This is a genomic window from Lysobacter sp. OAE881, assembly GCF_040546665.1.
Lineage (GTDB): Bacteria > Pseudomonadota > Gammaproteobacteria > Xanthomonadales > Xanthomonadaceae > Lysobacter_J > Lysobacter_J soli.
In genome coordinates, this window is the sequence record NZ_JBEPOG010000001.1 from 3710343 (window position 1) to 3726319 (window position 15977).

Annotated in this window: 9 protein-coding genes, 1 pseudogene and 1 riboswitch; of the genes and pseudogenes, 3 read left to right on the plus strand and 7 right to left on the minus strand. The window is 68.5% G+C overall.

From position 1 onward, the window contains the following. Positions 1 to 61: 61 nt before the first annotated feature. From ABIE51_RS17045 to ABIE51_RS17060, 4 genes are all read right to left on the minus strand, one after another. Positions 62 to 2257 carry a sel1 repeat family protein gene (locus ABIE51_RS17045; RefSeq protein WP_192631564.1) on the minus strand — a complete coding sequence of 732 codons (2196 nt, stop codon included), beginning with the start codon at positions 2255 to 2257 and terminating at the stop codon, positions 62 to 64. 71 nt (positions 2258 to 2328) lie between these two features. Beyond that, positions 2329 to 4365: a DUF3857 domain-containing transglutaminase family protein gene (locus ABIE51_RS17050; RefSeq protein WP_192631565.1), complete on the minus strand. Its 2037-nt coding sequence runs from the start codon at positions 4363 to 4365 to the stop codon at positions 2329 to 2331. Between the two features lie 104 nt (positions 4366 to 4469). Then, on the minus strand, positions 4470 to 5108 hold the full coding sequence (locus ABIE51_RS17055) for an HAD hydrolase-like protein (protein WP_192631566.1): 639 nt from the start codon (positions 5106 to 5108) through the stop codon (positions 4470 to 4472). Positions 5109 to 5219: 111 nt separating this feature from the next. Further along, entirely contained in the window at positions 5220 to 6392 is a 1173-nt protein-coding gene (locus tag ABIE51_RS17060) for a phosphoglycerate kinase (protein ID WP_192631567.1), read from the minus strand. 184 nt (positions 6393 to 6576) lie between these two features. Further along, a riboswitch (cobalamin riboswitch) is annotated at positions 6577 to 6787 on the plus strand. 272 nt (positions 6788 to 7059) lie between these two features. Here ABIE51_RS17060 and ABIE51_RS17065 point away from each other — a divergent pair. The 3 genes and pseudogenes from ABIE51_RS17065 (at position 7060) to ABIE51_RS17075 (ending at position 11341) form a co-directional block, all read left to right on the plus strand. Beyond that, positions 7060 to 9469 (plus strand): annotated as a pseudogene (locus tag ABIE51_RS17065) (ribonucleoside-diphosphate reductase subunit alpha). Between the two features lie 237 nt (positions 9470 to 9706). After that, on the plus strand, positions 9707 to 10726 hold the full coding sequence (locus tag ABIE51_RS17070) for a ribonucleotide-diphosphate reductase subunit beta (protein ID WP_425477957.1): 1020 nt from the start codon (positions 9707 to 9709) through the stop codon (positions 10724 to 10726). Positions 10727 to 10852: 126 nt separating this feature from the next. After that, positions 10853 to 11341, plus strand: a complete 489-nt coding sequence (locus ABIE51_RS17075) for a DUF4019 domain-containing protein (protein WP_192631569.1) — start codon at positions 10853 to 10855, stop codon at positions 11339 to 11341. Between the two features lie 16 nt (positions 11342 to 11357). On the opposite strand, the gene ABIE51_RS17080 is transcribed toward ABIE51_RS17075, so the two are convergent. From ABIE51_RS17080 to ABIE51_RS17090, 3 genes are all read right to left on the minus strand, one after another. Then, complete coding sequence (locus ABIE51_RS17080; RefSeq protein ID WP_192631570.1) at positions 11358 to 12701, minus strand: DUF3999 domain-containing protein; 1344 nt, start codon at positions 12699 to 12701, stop codon at positions 11358 to 11360. Next, positions 12698 to 15391 carry a DUF2339 domain-containing protein gene (locus ABIE51_RS17085; RefSeq protein WP_192631571.1) on the minus strand — a complete coding sequence of 898 codons (2694 nt, stop codon included), beginning with the start codon at positions 15389 to 15391 and terminating at the stop codon, positions 12698 to 12700. Before ABIE51_RS17085 ends, ABIE51_RS17080 begins: the two co-directional genes overlap by 4 nt. Positions 15392 to 15510: 119 nt before the next feature. Beyond that, entirely contained in the window at positions 15511 to 15939 is a 429-nt protein-coding gene (locus tag ABIE51_RS17090) for a group III truncated hemoglobin (protein ID WP_253337604.1), read from the minus strand. Positions 15940 to 15977 lie beyond the last annotated feature (38 nt).

The window sequence follows — 15977 nt, forward strand, 5'->3', positions numbered from 1 at the left end:
CACCGCACGCCGCGAGACCGCGTAGGCACGGTCCAGCAGCGCAGGCGCGCGCGAGAGGCGATCAGGGGCCAGCGACCTCGTCCTCATCCCGGCTGAGGTAGACGCGTCCCTTGCGGTACAACGCAAGCCGGACGCGAAAATCGTCCGCCATCGGCTTGAAGCGGGCCTTGTTGGCTCGGGCCAGGACATCCAGCTGTTCGATCGCTTTTGACTGCAGGTCGATGGCCTGCGCGAAACGCCCGCCTGCCGCATAGCAGGCCGCGACAGTGTCCTGTTCCGGCAAGTCGAGCACGGCCGGGTCGCCCATCTTCTCCACCGTCGCCAGTCCACGCTGGGCGTCGAACACATCGGGGTAAGGCGACGTACACGAGGCCCACGCCAGCTCGTTGTAGGCGGCCGTCTGCCCAGCTTCGATGCTCCGGTTCCACAACGCTACGGCCTCGGCCCGGGATTCGGGCGTGCGCTTGCGGTGGTACAGCCAACCGGCGTAGCCCGTGAAGGCGCGCTCTTCCTTGCCCTCCAGCGCAGGCTGGATCCACTGTTGGCCCTTTGCTTCGTCGATCGCGCCGAAGTGGCCGTAGAAATAGCCCATTGCCAGCTGCGCCTGCGACTGGTGGTCGCCCTTTTCGGCATCGACGAGCAGCCACCGTTCCGCCTGCGCGGGATCCTTGGGCATGCCGACGCCCTCCAGGGCCAGTTCCGCCAACTGGCGGCGCGCGCGCGCGGAGTCGTAGGTGTCGGACAGCGACCGCAGCGTGGCGACCGCGTCCTTCGACGTGCCGATCTCCGGCATGTCCAGCATGAAGATGTCGATCAGGTCGAAGGCCGCGTCCACGTCGTCGCCCTGCACCGCGGCGAAGAGCCACATGCCCGCCGATTTCCAGCGCCCGGCCAATCGCTCCTGCTCGGCCATGTGGCGCATCGCCCAGGTCCGCCCGCTCTGGGCCGCCTCGGAAATCAGCCGTCCGCCGCGCTCGGGGTCGCGCGTGGCCGCCTCGCCATAGAACAGTTGCCAGCCCAGTTCCTCCTGCGCACGGGCCGAGCCCGCGGCGGCGGCCTTTTCGAGCCATCGCCGGCGCTCGGCAGCTTCTCCGCGGCCTTGGTAGTACGACGCGAGCATGGCGAATCCCAGACCGTTGCCGTTCTCCGCCGGATCGGCGAGGAAGGCGATTTCATCCGCGGACAGCTCCGCCTTGGCTTCGTCCACCTTGCGATGGATCGCCAGGCGCCGCGGCATGCGACTGCCATGAGCCTGCATGCGTTCCAGACGGGTTTGCAGCGCGGCAGGGTACGGTGTGCCCAGCATCTCCCAGTACACGGCGTACTGCCCGACCGCGCCCGACGGCCAGATCGCATCGGCGCGATCGAGCAGCTTCATCGCGGCCGCTTCATCGCGCGCCACTCCGATCCCGCGCGCATGGATCAACGCCAGCAGCAACGTGGGGTACGCCTCGCCGCGCTCCGCGCCCGCCAGCAAGGGTTCGACCAGATCGTCCGCGCAGCCGTCGAAGGGACGTTGGTCGCACAACGTCAACCACGTTGACAGCGACAACAGTCCTCCCTTTTGCGCCGCAGGCTTGAGCGCAGCCAACTTCCCGCGCGGATCGGGCGCCTCGTGCGCCGCGCGGGTCGCCGCCAGGTCGAGATCGGACACCTCGCCCGCCTCGGCCCAGCGGTTCACCAGGTTCAGGGCATAGGAGTTGCGCAGTGCCACGTTGCCGTGGATCGCGTTCTGGCGGTCGAGCGTGTAGATCGTGTCGATGACGTCGAACGCGTAGTGCCGTTCTGTCTGCGTTTCCGGATCCCAGGCCGCGGCGAACTGCGGCAGCGAGCCTTTGGGCCACAGTTGGCCGTAGTAGAAGTAGCTCGTCCGCAGGCCGCCGGTCACCAGCAGGGCAACGGCATCGACCGGCGCCAGAATGCGGATCGGCTTGCTCACTCCCGGTTCCCCCGTCGATGCCAGCGCATGGCGCGACAGCGCGGCCAGCACGGCCAGCTCGCGCTCCGCGCCGGCGTCATCGCCTACGGCCTGCGCGCACAGGAAGGCAGCGCGACGGATCGCGATGCTGACCGGCGCGTCCTGGGCCGCCTTCCTCAGCGCCTGCTGCTGCCGCCCGCATTGCGCGGCGTCGACGTTCACGGCGTCGTAGCCGACCTTGTCGAGCACGTCGAAAGCCGCGAACGCCTTCGTGATGTCGCCCTTGGCCAGGAACCGCTCCCACGCCTGCGCCGCATCGAACGCGGGCTCGGCCGCCACGGCGGCCGGCGCCGCGACGCCCAGCCCGAAGGCCAGGCAGGCGCAGGAGAAACGTGCACGTATGCGCGCAATCATGGTGAAGCTCCTTCATCGATGACATCGCGCAGCAAGGCCTTGAGTCGCGCGTCGCGATCCTGCCTCTGCAGCGGGCCGGGTACCTGGAAGCGCAACTGGGCCGACAGGCCTTCACGCGCCTTACGGAGTTGCTGCACGTACCCGGCCGCCTGGCTCGCGGCGACTTCCGGCTGCAGCAGATCCATCTCGTACGCAACGTCCACCTTCGCGTCGCCGACTCGCACGTCGCGGCGATAATCGAAGGCGGCGGTGGAAAACTGCTGGTGGTCGTCGCTGAACATCGGCCGCCACTGCGATGGGATATCCATCTGGATGCGGTGCGAGTAGCGCGCTGGCGCGCTGAGGTAGAGCGGCCCGGTACGCTCGACGGTAGATGGCGGGTTGGTCAGGCGAAGGAGGCTTTCGGCCACCAGATCCAGCACGCGGTTGCCACCCTGGGCTTCGAAGGGCGCCAGCAGGCGATAGCGTTCGACCGTCGTCAGCCGGTTGGCGTCCAGATCGTCCTGCACCGTTGAAGACTGCACGACCTCGATATCGCCAAACCGCTGCCGGTAGTAGTCGGCGTAGCGGCGCGACACTTCCTCCATGCGTTGATGGGCAATGGAGCGACGAATGCCGTTGGCGCTGTCGCCCTGGTACAACGTTCGCACTTCCAGCATCGACTCGCGTCCGTCGGCTGCAGGCTGGTAATGCTCCTGGACACTTACGCCGTTTACCGCGCTGGGCGGGCGCAGTATCGGCTGCAGCGCGACGACATCGCGCGCGATCGGCAGCGCGTAGGCGTAGGCGCTCTGATCGCTCTGGGATGGATCGCCTCCCTCGGAGGTCAGCGTCGGATCGACCCATACCGTCGTCTTGCCCAGGCGCGCGCGCACGATCACGTGATCGAACGCCGACGCCGACGGCAGGTAGTCCGCCACCGCCTGCCCACGCTCCATCGACACCAGTGCCGGCTCGGCACGGATGCCCAGGCGCGCCAGCATGGTCGAGAGCAGGTACGCCTTGTCCTTGCAGTCGCCGTAGCGGCGCGCCCACGTTTCGGAGGGTGGCGTCGGGCGGTGCGTGTTCTCGCCCATCTCCACGCCGAAGTAGCGCACCTGCTGTTGGACCGTGCGCAACGCGGCCTTGAGCCGCGCTTCATCGCTCCCGAGCGTGCGCCATCGGGCGATCTGTGCCTCAAGCTCCGGCGAGAGGGTGCCCACGGCGGGATAGAGGGGCAATGCCCAGGCCACCACGTCGGCCCAGCTGCGTCGGCTTGCGACCTGCACCCGCGGGTAGAACCGGTACCAGCGCGGATAATCGCCCTCGTCCACGTACGCCGGCACGGCATGCGCTTTCGTACTGGCTTCCACCCGATCGGCGAAGGTCTGGACCTGCGGTACCGGCGCGTCGCCTTCCGTTCGAACCGCCACGCTGGCGCCGGGGTCGAAGAGCGCGCGGAAGTTCATGTCCAGCGCCGGGCTGCGCCAGCCCATCGGCATCGTCGTGCTCTGGCTGCCGGCCAGCACCGGGTTGCTGCCGGTGACGGTGTAGCTCACGCGGACCACATCCTCGACGCGGATGTCCTCCAGCACGATCAATGCCGTGACCTGCCCATCGGCCAGGTCCTGTTCGAAGTCGGTCTCGCGTCGTGCCAGCGAGATCCGTTCTGGCGCCAGCCGCGAGAGCCAGCGGCCATCGCGCCGCAGTTCGACCCGATGGATCTTCAGCTGCTGGTACTCGGGATTGAACGAAATCTGGAAGCGTCCTGCCTCGCCCAGCAGGGTCGCGGACCTGGGCTCGTAAACGTAGTCGACGTAGTACGCGTCGCGGCCACGCCGGTTGTCGACCTGCATGTCATAGCGCCAGAACCGCCATGGCGCGCCATCAGCGCCGGGCGCTGTGGAATCCCAGCGGTCCGCGGGCTGGCCGACCTCCACAAAGGCGGGCTCCGGGCCCACCGTGAAACGGTACTCACCGCGCTCGTGCTGCGCATCGGCCGCGCACGCCGCGCCCGCCAGCATCCAGGCTAGCAACCCCCACCACTTCCCCATTGGAACTCCCCCTAGTCCACGGGCCGATACTAGGAGGCGCGTGGGCGGGCAGCAATGGGCCGACGCGACGTCGCGCGAGAACTTGGCAGGCGGTCGCGTACCCGTCAGGCGGCAAGCAGCGCCGGCAGTTCGCCCGGCGCCTGCGCCAGATGAAGCGCGCCGGCTTCGCGCAGCTCGGCTTCGCCGCCGAAACCCCACAGCACGCCGATGTTGCGCATGCCGTGGTGGCGCGCGCCTTCGATGTCCATGCGGCGGTCGCCGATCATCCAGCACGCGTCGGCAGGAAGCTCGAACCGGCGCAGCGCTTCGGCGATGAGCTGGTCCTTGTGGCTGATGCGGCCGTCGAGCGTCGCGCCAATGACGTCGTCGAAGCGATGCCCGAACGGCAGGTGGTCGACGATCTTGCGCGCGTGCGGCTCGTTCTTCGCGGTGACAACGGCGAGGCGATGCCCGGCCGCGTGCAGCGCTTCGATCGTCTCGCCGATGCCGGCGTAGACCTCGTGCTCGGCCCAGCCGTGCGTCTCGAAGCGGTCGCGGTAATGCAGCACGGCCTGCTCGACCTTCGCATCATCGTTGAGCAGCGGCCCGAAACTGGTGCGCAGCGCGGGGCCGATCCAGCGACGCAGTTCCTCGTGCGGCGGCACCGGCAGGCCCATCTGCACCATGGCGTGCTCGACGCAGCGCGTGATGCCGACGGCCGAATCGATGAGGGTGCCGTCCATGTCGAAGAAGAGCGTGGTCATGCGGGTACTCGATTGCGTTTGCAGCCCGGGTAAGCGAAGCGCCCCCGGGGTGATGCGTGATGGTGCGGGCAACCTGGGTGCGCTTCGCTTGCCGGGGCTACATCGCGGTAGTTACGCGCGCGCCTTCAGCGCCGCGACCGCCGGCAGTTCCTTGCCTTCCAGGAATTCCAGGAACGCGCCGCCGCCGGTGGAGATGTACGACACGTCATCCTCGATGCCGTACTTGTCCACGGCCGCAAGCGTGTCGCCGCCGCCGGCGATCGAGAACGCCTTCGATGCGGCGATCGCACGCGCGAGCACTTCGGTGCCCTTGCCGAAGGCGTCGAATTCGAATACGCCGACCGGACCGTTCCACACGACGGTGCCGGCGGCCTTGATCAGTTCGGCATAACGCGCGGCGGTCTGCGGGCCGATGTCGAGGATCATGTCGTCCGCGCCCACGGCATCGACGGCCTTCACCGTCGCCGGCGCATCGGCGGCGAACGCCGGCGCGACGACGACGTCGACCGGCACCGGGATGTCCGCGCCGCGCGCCTTCGCATCGGCCATGATCTTCTTCGCCGTGTCGATGAGGTCCATTTCGACCAGGGACTTGCCGACGCCGTGGCCCATCGCGGCGATGAACGTGTTGGCGATGCCACCACCGACGATCAGCTGGTCGACCTTCGAGACCAGCGACGACAGCAGTTCGAGCTTGGTCGACACCTTCGAGCCGGCGACGATCGCCAGCAGCGGGCGCGCCGGGTTGTCGAGCGCCTTGGCGAGCGCGTCGAGTTCGGCCATCAGCAGCGGGCCGCCGGCGGCGACCTTCGCGTGGCGGATCGCGCCGTGCGTGGACGCCTGTGCGCGATGCGCGGTGCCGAACGCGTCCATGACGTACACGTCGCACAGCGCGGCGTACTTCTTCGACAGCGCCTCGTCGTCCTTGCCCTCGCCGACGTTCATGCGGCAGTTCTCCAGCAGCACGAGCTGGCCCGGCTTCACGTCGACGCCGTCGACCCAGTCCTTCACCAGCGGCACGTCAATGCCGAGCAGTTCCGACAGGCGCTTCGCGACCGGCGCCAGCGAGTCCTCCTGCGTCCACGTGCCTTCCTTCGGACGGCCCAGGTGCGAGGTGACCATCACCGCGGCGCCCTTTTCCAGCGCCAGCTTCATCGTCGGCAACGCGGCGGTGATGCGCTGTTCGGAGGTGATGCGCCCGCCGTCGATCGGCACGTTCAGGTCTTCGCGGATGAGCACGCGCTTGCCGTGGAGGTCGAGGTCGGACATGCGGACGATGGACATGGAAGCTTCCTCTGCGGCCCTTCAATGGAAGGGCGGATGGGGGTGAGACGACGGCGCGGCGCAGCGTGCGGGCGCGGCGCGAGGGCGTGCATTGTCCCCTGCCGCATCCGCATGGGCAAATCTCGCGCATGTTCGATTCTGCTGTTATCCACAAGATTTTGCGTTGACGGATCCACTCACCCCCACTATGTTGTGGCCCGTCGGTGCCGGCCTTCGCAGGTCGGCTTAAAACGGGAAGCTGGTGGGAATCCAGCACTGCCCCGCAGCGGTATGGGAAACGAAGGTGGCCATGGCACTGGGCGAGATGCCCGGGAAGCGGCTACCGGTAGGCGATGCGACCTTCGTGTTCGCGTCATGTCCCGAGTCCGAAGACCTGCCGACAACCGCGCGTTGCACACCGCGCGGTGACCGGCCACGGAGTCTTCGGAGGGAAGACGGTCGGTGTCGCTGCACGCGACGGTTCGCGCCGTCGCCGCCCCGAATCTCGGGCTGCGCGACACCCCGCATTCACGCTTCGACTCCCGCGCCCGCGTCGTCCTTCGAGGGAGAGGACGGCCAGACGTGCGCCCACGCACCGGAGTCGCCGATGACCACCACCACGCAAGCCCCCGTCGCCACGCCTGCCCGCGAGAGCGCCGCGCGCACGCCCGAGACCCGCGCATCCGACATGGACCCCGGTTTCGCGCTGACGCCGCCCGCCGCCAACCTCACCATGACGGTGACCAAGCGCAGTGGCCGTCGCGAACCGGTCGACCTCAACAAGATCGTCCGCGCCGTGACGCGTGCGTGCGAAGGCCTGTTCTCCGTCGATCCGATGCGCGTGGCCACGCGCACGATTTCCGGCCTGTACGACGGCGCGACCACGCGCGAACTGGACGAACTGTCGATCCGCACCGCCGCGCTGCTCACGGCCGAAGAGCCCGAGTACGGTCGCCTGGCCGCGCGCCTGCTCGCGGGCGTGATCGAGAAGGAAGTGGCCGGCATCGAGATCCATGCGTTCTCGCAATCGGTCCAGCGCGGACACGAACTGGGGCTGATCAACGATCGCCTGCTCTCGTTCGTGCAGGCGCACGCGCGCAAGCTCAACGACGCGATCGACAACGCGCACAACCAGCGCTTCGACTACTTCGGCCTGCGCACGCTCTACGACCGCTACCTGCTACGCCACCCGACCGCGCGCACGGTGATCGAAACGCCGCAGCAGTTCTTCCTGCGCATCGCCTGCGCGCTGAGCGAGGACGTGGGCGAAGCGCTCGCGCTGTACAAGCGCATGGCGCAGCTGGACTACATCCCGTCCTCGCCCACGCTGTTCAACTCCGGCACCACGCACGAGCAGCTCTCCAGCTGCTTCCTGCTCGATTCGCCGGACGATTCGCTCGAAGGCATCTACAAGCGCTACATGGACGTGGCGAAGCTGTCGAAGTTCAGCGGCGGCATCGGCCTGTCGTACACGCGCATCCGCTCGCGCGGCTCGCTGATCCGTTCCACGAACGGTTTGTCGAACGGCATCGTGCCGTGGCTGAAGACGCTGGACGCGTCCGTCGCCGCGGTGAACCAGGGCGGCAAGCGCAAGGGCGCGGCGTGCGTGTACCTGGAGCCTTGGCATGCGGACGTCGAGGAGTTCCTCGAACTGCGCGACAACACCGGCGACGAGGCGCGCCGCACGCACAACCTCAATCTCGCGAACTGGATCCCCGACGAATTCATGCGCCGCGTCGAAGCCGACGGCGAATGGTCGCTGTTCGATCCGGCGAAGGTGCCGCAGCTGACCGACCTGTGGGGCGAGGCGTTCGATGCGCGCCTACCGCGCGGCGGAAGTCGCCGGACTGGCGACCAAGCAGGTGAAGGCGCGCGACCTCTACGCGCGGATGATGCGCACGCTCGCGCAGACCGGCAACGGCTGGATGAACTTCAAGGACAAGTCCAACCGCGCGTGCAACCAGACCGCTCGCGACGGCAACGTCGTGCACCTGTCGAACCTGTGCACGGAAATCCTGGAAGTCACGTCTCAGGACGAGACCGCGGTGTGCAACCTGGGGTCGATCAATCTCTCGCACCACGTCGAGGTGTTCGCCGACGGCCCGCTGCATGGCGATGCCGGACGCTTCGATTTCGACAAGCTCGCCGAGACCGTGCGCCTTGCGGTGCGCCAGCTCGACCGCGTCATCGACCTCAACTTCTATCCGATCGAAACGGCACGCCGCGCGAACCTGAAGTGGCGCCCGGTCGGCCTGGGCGTGATGGGCCTGCAGGACGTGTTCTTCAAGCTGCGCCTGCCGTTCGATTCCGACGCGGCGCGTGCGTTGTCGGCGCGCATCGCCGAAGCGATCTATTTCCACGCGCTGTCGGCGTCCAACGAACTGGCGATGGAGCGTGGCCGCCATCCCAGCTTCGAAGACACGCGCGCGGCGCAGGGCGAGCTGCAGTTCGATGCGTGGGGAGTGGTGCCCGAAGACCCCGAACGCTGGGAGGCGCTGCGTGCACGCATCCGCGAGCACGGCCTGCGCAACTCGCTGCTGGTCGCGATCGCGCCGACGGCCACGATCGCGTCGATCGCCGGCTGCTACGAATGCATCGAGCCGCAGGTGTCGAACCTGTTCAAGCGCGAGACGCTGTCGGGCGACTTCCTCGTCGTGAACCGTTATCTCGTCGAGGAACTGAAGGCGCTGGGCCTGTGGACGCCGGAACTGCGCGACCGCATCAAGATGTCCGAAGGCTCGATCCAGGGCGTCGACGCGATTCCCGAATCGCTGCGCGCGGTGTATCGCACCTCGTGGGAACTGCCGATGCGGTCGCTCATCGATATGGCGGCAGAACGCGGCGCCTTCATCGACCAGAGCCAGTCGCTCAACCTCTTCATCGAAAGCCCGAACATCGGCCAGCTGTCGTCGATGTACATGTACGCGTGGAAGAAGGGCTTGAAGACGACGTATTACCTGCGCTCGCGACCGGCGACGAAGATCGCGAAGGCCACGGTGAGCGGCGCCGCCGCGCAGGCGCCGAAACCGGAAGTCACGCCGGCCGACGCGGTGGCGTGCTCGCTCGAGAATCCGGAAGCGTGCGAGGCGTGCCAGTGACTTACGCCCCTCTCCCGCATGCGGGAGAGGGGTTGGGGTGAGGGCGAGTCGCTCTGTGCGGTGGAGCGCCCTCATCCGCCCTGCCGGGCACCTTCTCCCGTGGACGGGAGAAGGGATTCTATTTCAAGCACTACCGAACACCTTCCCTTCAGCCGGCAGCCGATGCGTGGCCTGCCTCCCTCCCCTTCCGCAGGATCGCGGAACGGCTGCCGCTGAAGGGCAAGGTCCCAGACGAGAATGACCATGTCGCACACGCCCCGCCTGCTCGACCCCGGCTTTGACCTCACGCTGCGGCCGATGCGCTACCCGCAGTTCTACGAGATGTACCGCGACGCGATCCGCAACACGTGGACCGTCGAGGAAGTCGACTTCTCGCTCGACGTCAACGACCTCAAGCACAAGCTCGGGCCGGCCGAGCGCCACCTGATCGAACGCCTCGTCGCGTTCTTCGCCACGGGCGATTCGATCGTGGCGAACAACCTCGTGCTGAACCTCTACCAGCACATCAACGCGCCCGAAGCGCGCATGTACCTGTCGCGCCAGCTGTACGAGGAAGCGCTGCACGTGCAGTTCTACCTCACGCTGCTGGATACGTACCTGCCCGATCCGGTCGCGCGCGCGAAGGCCTTCGCGGCGGTGGAGAACATTCCGTCGATCCGCGCGAAGGCGGAGTTCTGCTTCAAGTGGATCGATTCGATCCAGGGTTTGCAGCGGATCGAAACCGTCGAACAGCGTCGCCAGTTCCTGCTCAACCTGATCTGTTTCGCGTGCTGCATCGAAGGCCTGTTCTTCTTCGCGGCGTTCGCCTATGTCTACTACCTGCGCTCGCGCGGGCTGCTGCACGGGCTGGCGTCGGGCACGAACTGGGTGTTCCGCGACGAGAGCTGCCACATGGCGTTCGCGTTCGAAGTGATCCGCACCGCGCGCGAGGAGGAGCCGCACCTGTTCGACGACGAACTGAAGGCGCAGGTGGTCCGCATGCTGGAGGAAGCGGTGGAATGCGAGATGCAGTTCGCGCAGGACGTGCTGTCCGGCGGCGTCGCGGGGCTGTCGCCGAAGGACATGCGCCAGTACCTGCAGTACTGCGCCGACCAGCGCCTCGCGCAGCTGGGCCTGCCGAAGCATTTCAACGCGACCAATCCGTTCGCCTTCATGGACCTGCAGGACGTGCAGGAAGTGACGAACTTCTTCGAACGCCGCGTGTCGGCCTACCAGGTCGGCGTCGAGGGCGAAGTGGCGTTCGACGCGGCGTTCTGACGAACGGCGCGGCGCGCGTCCATGCCTTCCGACGAATGGCAAGGCGACAAGGTCGCCTGTCGCGTCCGGTTTACGGCGTGCGCTACAGACTTACACTCCGCGCGCTTTCGACACCGGAGTTCGACCATGAACGCACGTACGCCCTTGGCCATCGCGCTGCTGTTCAGCGCCTCGTTCGCCGCCATCGCGCAGACCCGTCCCGCGACGCCGCCGCAGCCCGCGCCCGCAAACCCCGCGGCGGTCGTGCGCGCCGCGCCGTCGGTGGATCCCAACGCCGTCGTGCAGGCGGCGCTCACCGTTGCGCAGCTGATCGACCAGGGACAGACGGCGCAGGTCTGGCAAGGCGCATCGCCCGTCGCGCGCGCCGCCGCCACCGAAAAACAGTTCGTCGGCGGCATCGCCACCCGGCGCAATGCGCTGGGCACACCGGTGTCGCGCGAATGGACGTCGGTGTCGCGAAACCTCGTGCCCGCTGGCGGCAACGTGCCGGCCGGCGCGTACGTCAGCGCGCGCTTCCAGACGCGGTTCTCGACCAACCGCGTCGCCGAGGAACTCGTCTCGCTCCACTACGACGACGACAACACCTGGCGCCTGGCCGGCTACACGATCAACTGATCGCGCCGGCGCGCGCCTATCGCGGCTTGCGAAGCAGGCTGATGGCGAAGCCGGCGACGAGCGCCGCGCCGGCAACCAGCAGGCCCCACAGCAACCAGGTTTTCCAGTCGCGCTGCACCGGCGCGGGCGTGAGCGCCGACGCACCGCCGCGCTCGGTCGACTCGCCCAACGTCGCGATGGCCGGCTGCCACTGCGCGCCGCGCTGCGTACGCATGGCCTCGACGAGCGGTTCGATCGGCGCATCGGCACGGATCGAGCGCGCACTGCCGGCGACCAGCGCGAACGGGCCTTCGCCGCGCGCGACGAACACCAGCGCCTCCGGCTGGTAGCCGAGACGAAGCTGCGGAACATCCGTCGGCCGCGCGCCACCGACGGGCGTCAGTCGCCAGTAGCGTTCGCGATGGAGGCCGGACAGCGGCTGCGGCGGCGAGGCATCACCATCGCCCTGCCCTTGCAGGCGGAAGGCGAGCCACGGTGCGGCGACGTCGCGCCAAGGCTGCGTCGCGTCGTCGCGCGCCTGCAGTCGCCATTGGCCGGTGCTGTTGCCGGGCAGCGCGATGTCCGCGCGCGCGACCGGGAATCGGCCATCGAGTTCGTACTCGTAATGCACTTCGCCGTTGGCGTCGTCCACCTGCCTGCCCGACAGCACGTTCCACTGCCACTGCGCCGCGACGGGCGACGCGTGGAGTTCGGCGACGACCGCCGAAACACGCAGCGGCTGCGCCTGAGGTTCCAGCGGCATCACGCGCAGGTAGCGCGCCTTCACCGGCGCGAGTTCGATGCGGTCGCGCACGACGCGCTGGCCGGCGTTGGTCAGCTCGACCAGACGCGCCCCGTCGGCGACGACGCGCCACTCGCGCAGGTCGTCCGACGCGCTCACGCTCATGCCGATATCGAACGGCGCCTGCCCTGCGTCCCACTTCACGCGAATCGCGTCGATCGGCAACTCGACGCCGCTGGCATCGATCAGGAACCCGTTGCCCGCGACGAAGCCACCGCCGCCGTCGCGCAATTCGACGCGGCGCAGGCGACCGTCGGTGTCGATTTCGCTGATCGAGGCGACATCGTTCCCGCGGAACCGCGGCGGCAACGGAAACCACGGCAGATCGACCGTGCGCGCTCCCGGCACCGCAGGCGTAGATGCGTCGAGCAATGCCGCCGGCACGGGTTCGCCCCGCGCGTCGAGCACGTCGAGATCGGCGAGCGCGGGCGACTGCAATTGCCGATAGACCGACGCATCGAGCACGACGCGATACGCGCCGGCATCGGGCGTGCCCAGCTGCAGGGGCCACTCGCGCGCGTACTGCGCGGCGGCGGTTGCGGCGAACGGCACCAGGAGGAGCAGGAGCCACTTCTTCATGCAGGTTCGGTCTCCACGTGGTCGGCGTTGGAAGCATGGCGCGGCGGCACTGGGGCGATGTAACCCACCACGGTGCACAGCAGCCCGTAGGCGATGAACGACGCGATGCCCAGGCCGTTGCCGAGGTTGCCGCGGTCGATCAGCAGCAGCTTCGCGAGCACGACGCCCATCAGCACCGCGCCGGCCAGCCACAGTCCGCGCTGTCCGCGGCGCGAACCGAGCACCCAGCCGATCACGCCGAGCACGCTCCACGTGACGCTCAGGCTCGTCTGCGCGAGGCTGGTGTGCAGCATCGCGTCGGTCCAGGCGACGCCTCCCCAATGGTGCACGGTGCGCAGCACGCTCGCGGTCACGAGCGCGAAGCCGGCCAGTGACAGGGTGATCGGCCGCAGACGGCGCAGCGCGTCCGGCGCCTCGTCGGTGACCAGCCAGCAGGCGAACAGCACAAGCACCGCAAGCTGTGCGAGCTCGAGCGGGTTGAGCAGCGGAATCCATGGCAGCGGCGCGCCACTGTCGGCGCTGAAGAGCGCAAGCAGCCAGCCCACCGCCAGCACCGTGAAGCCCGCCGCCTGCAACGCGGCACGACTGGCATCGAAACGTTCGCCCAGCGGCATCGACAGCCATCGCCAGCGGAACAGGCTCAACGCGGCGAGCGTGCACCACGGCAGCGCGAGGCCCAGCACGCGCCACCCGCCGGCCAGCGCGAAGCGGACGCAGAGCCAGTCGAGCAGCAACGAGATCGCCAGCGGCCACACCAGCAGCCACACGAACTGCGCCCGTGCGGCGACGGCGTGCGCGCTGGCGCGCAGGCACACGAGCGATCGCAATCCGAGCGCGGCGTACACCAGCCAGCTCCACGCGCCGTACCCGGCGAACGGATGCGCGTGCACCTGCGCCTGCACCCACGCGATCGGACCCGCCGCGACGAGCGCGCCCAGCGTGGTCCACGCGAGCGCGGTGGCCGGACGGCGTCGCTGCACTTCGGCCGCGATCCAGCCAGTTACCGCGATCAACGCGAGCAGCACGTCGGCGCGGTGCATCGGCGCCACGAAACGCTCGATTTCGTTCACGGCATTGCCGAGCCACCACGCAAGACCCCACAGGTAGAACGCCGCGGCGAACGTGTCGTGGCCCGGCCGGCTGCGGTAACTCCACGCACTCGCCAATCCCGCCAGCGCGATGAGCAGTGCGCTCATGAACACCGGATTGGCGATGGCGACCTCGCCCGCGGGTGCGTAGCCGACGACGAACGCGAACGCGGCGAGCAACTGGAGCAAGGTGCCGCCGAACTGCGGCCATCGACGCTGCTGGTACAGGCCGAGCCACACCAGCGCCGCGCCTTCCAGCGCGAACACGCTCGCCGTCGCGCTCGCGGACAACGCGAGCGGCACCGCGAGCGTCGCGAAACCGACCGCCAGCAGCGCGTACATCGGCGTTAGTGCGCCGTAGCCGTCGCGGCGACGCAGCCACGCGGCGAGCAGTGCGTAGATCGCCGCCAGGCCCAGCGCGTTGAACGCAAGCGGCAGGCGATCGCCCGCCAGCAGTCCCGCCTGCATCGAGAAGGCGACCAGCGGCGTGCCGAACATCAGGCAGCCTTCGACCAGGCCGCGACGACCTTCCGGCTGGCGCCGTGCGTGCAGCAGCGGAATCGCCAGATAGATCGCGAAGAACAACAGCAGGAAGGGTTCAGTCGTCGCGAACTTCTCGGGCCGGTACGCCGACACGCCCCACAACGCGCCGATGCCGAAGGTGAAGACGAAACCGAGCACGTTGAGCACGCGCCACGATTTCCACCACGCCACGCCGGCGATGGCGAGATTGAGCACGGCGTAGTAGGAGAACAGCGCGACGTGGTTGCCGCTGCCGGTCGACAGCCAGATCGGCGCGAGGAATCCGGCGAGCAGCGCGAACACCGCCAGCGCCTTCGCGTCCTGCAGGACCGCCAGCGCACCGGCGCCGGCGATCAACAGCACGCTGAGCGCGAACGCAGGCCCGGCATCCAGCAGACCGTAGAGCTTGAACGCGGCGAACACGGTGAGCAGCAGGATGCCGATCGCCCCGCCCTGCAGGCTCAGCGCGAAGACGCGGTTGCGCTCGCGCTTGCGCCACGCGAAGACCAGCGCGGCGAGCGACGCGCCCGCGATGCCGGCCAGCCGCAATTCGATCGGCATGCGCATCCAGCCCTGGTCGCTCGCGTATTTCAGCAGCGATGCGACGCCTGCGAACAGCACGAGGATGCCGATCTTCACCGGCACGTTCCCCGTCATGAACCAGCGCTGCACCATGCGCAGGCCCATCGTGGCGATGTCCGGCCGCGCGGGCGCGACGCGGGCCCGCGGTGGCGGCGCGCGCGGGGCTTCGGACGCGGCTTCGGGTTCGGATGCCTGGACGCGCCAGGCTTCGGGCAGGTCCGCGGGCGTCGGCCTGGGCGTGGCACGCGGTGCTTCGCGCGGTGGCGCGGCTTCGGGAACAGGAGGCGGCGTGACCGGTGGCGCGGGCGCGGCCACGGGCGTTTCGCGCGGCGGTGCGGTCACGGTTTCGCGGACGCTGGCCGCGCGGCGCATCGCATCGAGCTGTCGCTCCAGCTCGGCGACGCGCGCCTTCACTCCGCCGAGCGATACCAGCGTGACGATCAGCAGCACCGGCACGGCAAGCACCGCGAGCGCGACCAGAACCAGCAACCCTTCCATGCGATGTCCCCGGGCCGGTTGCCGCCGTCGGCGGTCCTGTCGTTCCAGCCCCTTCGGGATCGCAGCCTCGGCGAATCAACGGCGCATTGCAACCGCGCCGCGATGGGTGAATGTCGGCCTCAGACGGTCGGCAGGCCGAGCGGCAACGCGCCCTTGCGCTCCATCAACCCCAGGCCGTAGCGCAGGCTGTAGCCGATCTTCTCCGCGTACGCGCACACGCGTTCGACCTGGTCGGCGGGGAGCACCTCGCGTGCTGTCTGCCGCCAAAGCGAAAGCCAGCGGTCGAAATGTTCGACGCGGATCGGGTGCGGACGATGCGCGGCCATCGGATTGCCGCGATACCGCTTCGTGCCGAGCGCGACCGACGACCAGAACGCGGTGAGCATGCGCTTGTGTTCGGGCCAGTCGTCGATGGCGGCGTTGAAGACGGGACCGAGTTCGGCATCGGCACGAACGCGTTCGTAGAAGCGGTCGACCAGTTCGGCCAGGTGCTGCTCGGTAAGGGCGTCTTCGCCGGACGGACCGGGCATGTCGCGCGTGTCGTTCATGACGGTGTAGTGCGGGCTGAAGCCTTGGAAAACAAGGG

Coding starts and splice junctions, on each gene's coding strand:
- ABIE51_RS17050 (WP_192631565.1), bottom strand. CDS start 4,365: ATGGGGAAGTGGTGGGGGTTGCTAGCCTGGATGCTGGCGGGCGCGGCG.
- ABIE51_RS17055 (WP_192631566.1), bottom strand. CDS start 5,108: ATGACCACGCTCTTCTTCGACATGGACGGCACCCTCATCGATTCGGCC.
- ABIE51_RS17060 (WP_192631567.1), bottom strand. CDS start 6,392: ATGTCCATCGTCCGCATGTCCGACCTCGACCTCCACGGCAAGCGCGTG.
- ABIE51_RS17070 (WP_425477957.1), top strand. CDS start 9,707: ATGACCATGTCGCACACGCCCCGCCTGCTCGACCCCGGCTTTGACCTC.
- ABIE51_RS17075 (WP_192631569.1), top strand. CDS start 10,853: ATGAACGCACGTACGCCCTTGGCCATCGCGCTGCTGTTCAGCGCCTCG.
- ABIE51_RS17080 (WP_192631570.1), bottom strand. CDS start 12,701: ATGAAGAAGTGGCTCCTGCTCCTCCTGGTGCCGTTCGCCGCAACCGCC.
- ABIE51_RS17085 (WP_192631571.1), bottom strand. CDS start 15,391: ATGGAAGGGTTGCTGGTTCTGGTCGCGCTCGCGGTGCTTGCCGTGCCG.
- ABIE51_RS17090 (WP_253337604.1), bottom strand. CDS start 15,939: ATGAACGACACGCGCGACATGCCCGGTCCGTCCGGCGAAGACGCCCTT.